Source organism: Arthrobacter sp. (genome assembly GCF_031988865.1).
In the GTDB taxonomy this organism is placed as follows: domain Bacteria; phylum Actinomycetota; class Actinomycetes; order Actinomycetales; family Micrococcaceae; genus Arthrobacter_B.
Window position 1 is genome coordinate 3,273 of the sequence record NZ_DALZXY010000078.1, and the last position, 4,350, is coordinate 7,622.

Sequence of the window (4,350 nt, forward strand, 5' to 3'; positions counted from 1 at the left end):
CCTCGGCGCGGATGTCCTCGATGTCCTTGACCTTGTCCCGGTACTTCTTGTCCATCTGCTGGATCTGGCGCTCCTCCTCACAGAGGGCCGTATAGATCCGCTCGCGTTCTGCCTCGTCCGAGGTGTAGGAGAGGTCCAGGTAGGCGTTGGCGTGGCGGCGGGCATTGTTGACGGCGGTCTGGGCCTTGCCGGCCGGGCTTACCAGAGACGCGATGATGGTGACCACCAGGATGCCGATGATGACGCTCAGGGACAGGCCGGTGGTGATCTCGATGACCTCCACATGTTCGCCGTTGTTGATGAACGGCAGGGTGTTCTCATGCAGGGCGTGCAGCACCAGTTTCACGCCGATGAAGGCGAGAATGGCGGCCAGGCCGTAGGAGAGGTAGATCAGGCGGTCCAGCAGCCCGTCGATCAGGAAGTAGAGCTGGCGCAGGCCCATCAGGGAGAACGCGGTGGCGGTGAAGACAATGAAGGTGCTCTGGGTCAGTCCGAAGATCGCCGGGATCGAGTCCAGCGCGAAAAGGATGTCGGTGCCGCCGATGGCGATCATCACCAGGAGCATCGGGGTGAGGACCTTCTTGCCGTTTTCCACGGTGAACAGCTTGTCGCCGTCGTAGTGATCCGTGGTGGGCAGCACGCGCTTGGCGATCCTGATGATGAAGTTGTTTGCCTCGTCCTTCTCGCCTTCCGGCTTGAGCAGGTTGCCCGCGGTAATGAGCAGGATCAGGCCGAAGATGTAGAAAATCCAGGAGAAGGAGTTGATCAGGGCTGCGCCGAGGAAAATGAAGCCGGTCCTGGCGATCAGCGCGAAGACGATGCCGAAGAGCAGGACCTTCTGCTGATCCTCACGCGGTACCCGGAAGCTCGCCATGATGATCAGGAAGACAAAGAGGTTGTCCACCGACAGGGCTTTTTCCGTGATGTAGCCAGCGAAATACTCGGTGCCGGCGACGGGTCCGCCGAACACCAGGACCAGGATGCCAAAGACGATGGCCAGGCCCACGTAGATGGCGGACCAGATGGCCGCCTCTTTGAGCGTGGGAATGTGCGCCTTGCGGATGTGGAAGAAATAATCAAAGGCCAGCAGGCCGAGGATGACGACAATCGTCACGCCCCAGACCAGGGGGGAAACAGTCATGGAGAGTCTGCTTTCGTAGGGTACGCCAAGGAACCGCAAGTCTCTCCGGCGGCCTGCGGCCGCCCGCTGTCCCCGGCCGGGCGTCGGTGCCCTACGTGTTGACGAGATACAGCGTGGAAGGATACTCCCCTACGAACGCCCCACTCTACCCGAAGAGCCGGCCCACCCGTGACCTGCACACTCACGTCGCCGGTCCGGTTCCGCTGCCCGGGTCCAGAAGCGCCAGGTCCGCCGGGGTATCAACGTCCCGGCCGCTCACCTCGCTGCCGCAGTCCACCAGGTCCACGAGGCCGGGGTGGGCGGCGAGAAAGGCCCGGGCCCCGGAGTCCCCCAGGGCGACGGCGGCCGCCGCGCGGGCCAGCTGCGGGGCAAAGAGCACGGGATGTCCCCGCCGGAGTCCGCCTCCGGGAAGGCAGTAGCCGGCGCAGGAGACCTGGTCCGGCGCCGCGTGGGTGAGCAGCCGGGCAACGGTGCCCGCAGTGAGGCCGGGCTGGTCTGCCAGCGCCACCAGGACGGACTCCTCCGGCGCCAGCCGCAGCGCTTCGGCGACCCCGGCGCGGAAGGACGACCCCATGCCGGTCTCCCAATCGGGGTTGGTGATGGTGAGGGCTCCGGAGAGGTCAGCGGCCGCCCTTACCCGCCTGGATTCCGCACCCAGGACAACGATCACGCGTGAGCAGCCGCCGTCAGTCAGTGCGGCGGCGAGATGTTCGATCAGTGGGCGTCCGTTGAACGGCAGCAGTGCCTTGGGCCCGAGGCCCAGCCGAACGCCGGCGCCTGCAGCGAGAAGGACAGCATTTGCCATGAAAGCGACGAAATCACACCGGTGACTTAACCACAACCGCCGCACCCGGATAGTCCGGGGCGGCGGTAGCTTGCCGGCAGCTGCCTGGCAGGGCGCAGCCGGCTCAGCCTTCGCAGTCCGAGCAGTACTTGGTGCCGTTCTTTTCAACGGCGAACTGGGAACGGTGGCGCACCAGGAAGCAGGATCCGCAGGTGAACTCATCTTCCTGGGCGGGCACTACCCGGACCAGGAGTTCTTCTCCGGAGAGGTCGGCGCCGGGCAGCTCGAAGGCCTCCGCAGCTTCAGACTCATCAACATCAACAACCGCTGACTGCTTGTCAGTGCGCCGTGCCTGGAGCTCCTCGATGGAAGCTGTTCCGGTGTCCTCTTCCGTCTTGCGCGGCGCATCATAATCCGTAGCCATGTTAAGGCTCACTCTCCAAGGTTGATCGGTGGGTCGATCCAGCATCCCGATGGTAACCGCTCCGCCGCCCGAGCACGGGCAGCAAGGCGCAACATGTGCGACATATTGGCGGAAAACCATTCGGGCAGACCGATGCCCGCCGGAGAATCCGGCGGGCATCGGCGGGCCCTGTGCTCCGGGGAACATCAGGTCCGCGGGTTTGGGCTACGGGCGGCCTTCAGGCTGGGGGCGGGCCGGATCCATGGTGGTCCCACCGCCCGAAGTATGCGAGTGGTCGGCCGGATTCGCGGTGCCGGCCACCGCGGAGGTACTTCCGCTCTTTCCGCCGCCGGCAGACAGGCTGTCCTTTGCCTGCGACGCAGCGTCCTTGGCTGAGGCTGCGGCGTCCTTAGCGGCTTCAGTGACCTTCTCCTGGATCCCGGGAGCCTTCTGCTTGGCCCACTCGGATCCCTGGTTCACGGTGTCCTGCACCTTGGGATCGTTCCACAGGGACCGGATTTTCTCCCGGCCGGCCTTGGACCCGATGAGGTAGCCAACACCGATTCCTGCCAGAAATGTCATCTTCTTAACCATGGTGTTCCTCATTCCCGCCCCGTCGGAGGCATCATGATGTACCGTTCCGCCCTGCGGTTTTCCAACCACAGGGTAATTAAGCAGCAACCTTACTACTTGATCGCTACCCGGGCACAACCAGCAGGCGGGAGCGGATCAGGAACCGCTTTCCAACCGGTGCCTCAAGGGAGAATCCGCTCCCCCGGCCGGGAACGACGTCGACAGTCAGGTGGGTGTGCTTCCAGTACTCGAACTGTTCGACGGACATCCAGAACCCAATGTCGCCGTCGTCGAGGTGAAACGTTCCCAGCAGCACATCCGCCTCCGAGGTCAGGAACTCCCCGTCCGGATAACACATGGGCGATGATCCGTCGCAGCAGCCACCGGACTGATGGAACATCAGCGGACCGTGCTGCTCTCGGAGCGTGCGGAGCAGGTCCCTGGCTTCGGCCGTGAGCCCCACCCGGGAGGTGCTCTCCCCGGGCAGGGCCGGCGCCGCGTCCAGGACCGAGGTTGGTTCCTGGTGTGCGTCCATCAGTACTGAAGCACCACCCGTCCGTCCACCCGGCCGGCTTCGAGTTCCTCCATCACGTCGTTGATTTCACTCAATGGACGGGTGCTCACCTTCGGGTGGATGAGCCCGCGGTCGTAGAAGTCGATTGCTTCGACCATGTCCTGCCGCGTTCCCACGATCGAGCCCCGGATCGTCAGCCGCTTGAGGACGATGTCGAAGATCGGCGCGGGAAACTCCCCGGGCGGGAGGCCGTTGAACACGATGGTCCCGCCCCGCCTGGCCATGCCGATTGCCTGCCCGAAGGCCGAGCGGTTGACCGCCGTGACCAGGACTCCATGCGCTCCGCCGATCTTCTCCTGGAGGACCTCGGCGGGGTCTTCCTCGAGCGCGTTGACGGTTACCTCGGCACCGAATTCGCGGGCCAGCGCCAGCTTGTCCTCGGAGATATCGACTGCTGCCACGCGGAGCCCCATCGCTTTGGCGTACTGCACGGCAACGTGTCCCAGGCCGCCGATTCCGGAGATGGCCACCCATTGCCCCGGCCGTGCCTCGGTTTCCTTCAGGCCCTTGTACACAGTCACCCCGGCGCAGAGTACCGGTGCGATTTCCACTGGATCGGCGCCTTCGGGGATGCGGGCGGCGAACCGGGCATCAACCAGCATGTACTGGCCGAACGACCCGTTCACCGAGTACCCGCCGTTCTGCTGCTGCTCGCACAGTGTTTCCCACCCGGTGCGGCAGTATTCGCAGACCCCGCAGGCGGACCATAGCCAGGCGTTGCCAACCATGTCGCCCACCTTGATGTCGGTGACCCCCTCCCCCACGGAAACCACCTCGCCCACCCCCTCGTGGCCGGGGATGAACGGCGGGGTCGGTTTCACCGGCCAGTCCCCTTTGGCCGCGTGCAGGTCGGTATGACAAACACCTGATGTGAT

General features: G+C 64.6%; 6 protein-coding genes. All 6 read right to left on the bottom strand.

Annotation, left to right across the window (positions count from 1 at the left end):
- Positions 1 to 1,141, bottom strand: a 1,141-nt coding sequence (locus RTN46_RS13180; protein ID WP_312182024.1) for a TerC family protein, incomplete at its 3' end; no start/stop codon positions are given.
- 181 nt (positions 1,142 to 1,322) lie between these two features.
- A complete protein-coding gene (locus RTN46_RS13185; protein ID WP_312182025.1) occupies positions 1,323 to 1,946 on the bottom strand; it encodes a nucleotidyltransferase family protein in 624 nt (207 codons plus the stop codon).
- Between the two features lie 103 nt (positions 1,947 to 2,049).
- Positions 2,050 to 2,349 (bottom strand): DUF4193 domain-containing protein, encoded by a 300-nt coding sequence (locus RTN46_RS13190; RefSeq protein WP_312182026.1) that lies wholly within the window; start codon positions 2,347 to 2,349, stop codon positions 2,050 to 2,052.
- A gap of 204 nt (positions 2,350 to 2,553) precedes the next feature.
- Positions 2,554 to 2,910, bottom strand: a complete 357-nt coding sequence (locus RTN46_RS13195) for a hypothetical protein (RefSeq protein WP_312182027.1) — start codon at positions 2,908 to 2,910, stop codon at positions 2,554 to 2,556.
- A 115-nt stretch (positions 2,911 to 3,025) separates the two neighbouring features.
- A complete protein-coding gene (locus tag RTN46_RS13200) occupies positions 3,026 to 3,436 on the bottom strand; it encodes a DUF779 domain-containing protein (protein WP_312182029.1) in 411 nt (136 codons plus the stop codon).
- A partial coding sequence (adhP, locus tag RTN46_RS13205; RefSeq protein WP_312182031.1) for an alcohol dehydrogenase AdhP occupies positions 3,436 to 4,350 on the bottom strand: 915 nt, incomplete at its 5' end. The genes adhP and RTN46_RS13200, both read right to left, overlap by 1 nt.

Bases quoted from the DNA above. Each gene is read 5' to 3' on its own strand.
- RTN46_RS13185 (WP_312182025.1), bottom strand. From the start codon at position 1,946: ATGGCAAATGCTGTCCTTCTCGCTGCAGGCGCCGGCGTTCGGCTGGGC.
- RTN46_RS13190 (WP_312182026.1), bottom strand. From the start codon at position 2,349: ATGGCTACGGATTATGATGCGCCGCGCAAGACGGAAGAGGACACCGGA.
- RTN46_RS13195 (WP_312182027.1), bottom strand. From the start codon at position 2,910: ATGACATTTCTGGCAGGAATCGGTGTTGGCTACCTCATCGGGTCCAAG.
- RTN46_RS13200 (WP_312182029.1), bottom strand. From the start codon at position 3,436: ATGGACGCACACCAGGAACCAACCTCGGTCCTGGACGCGGCGCCGGCC.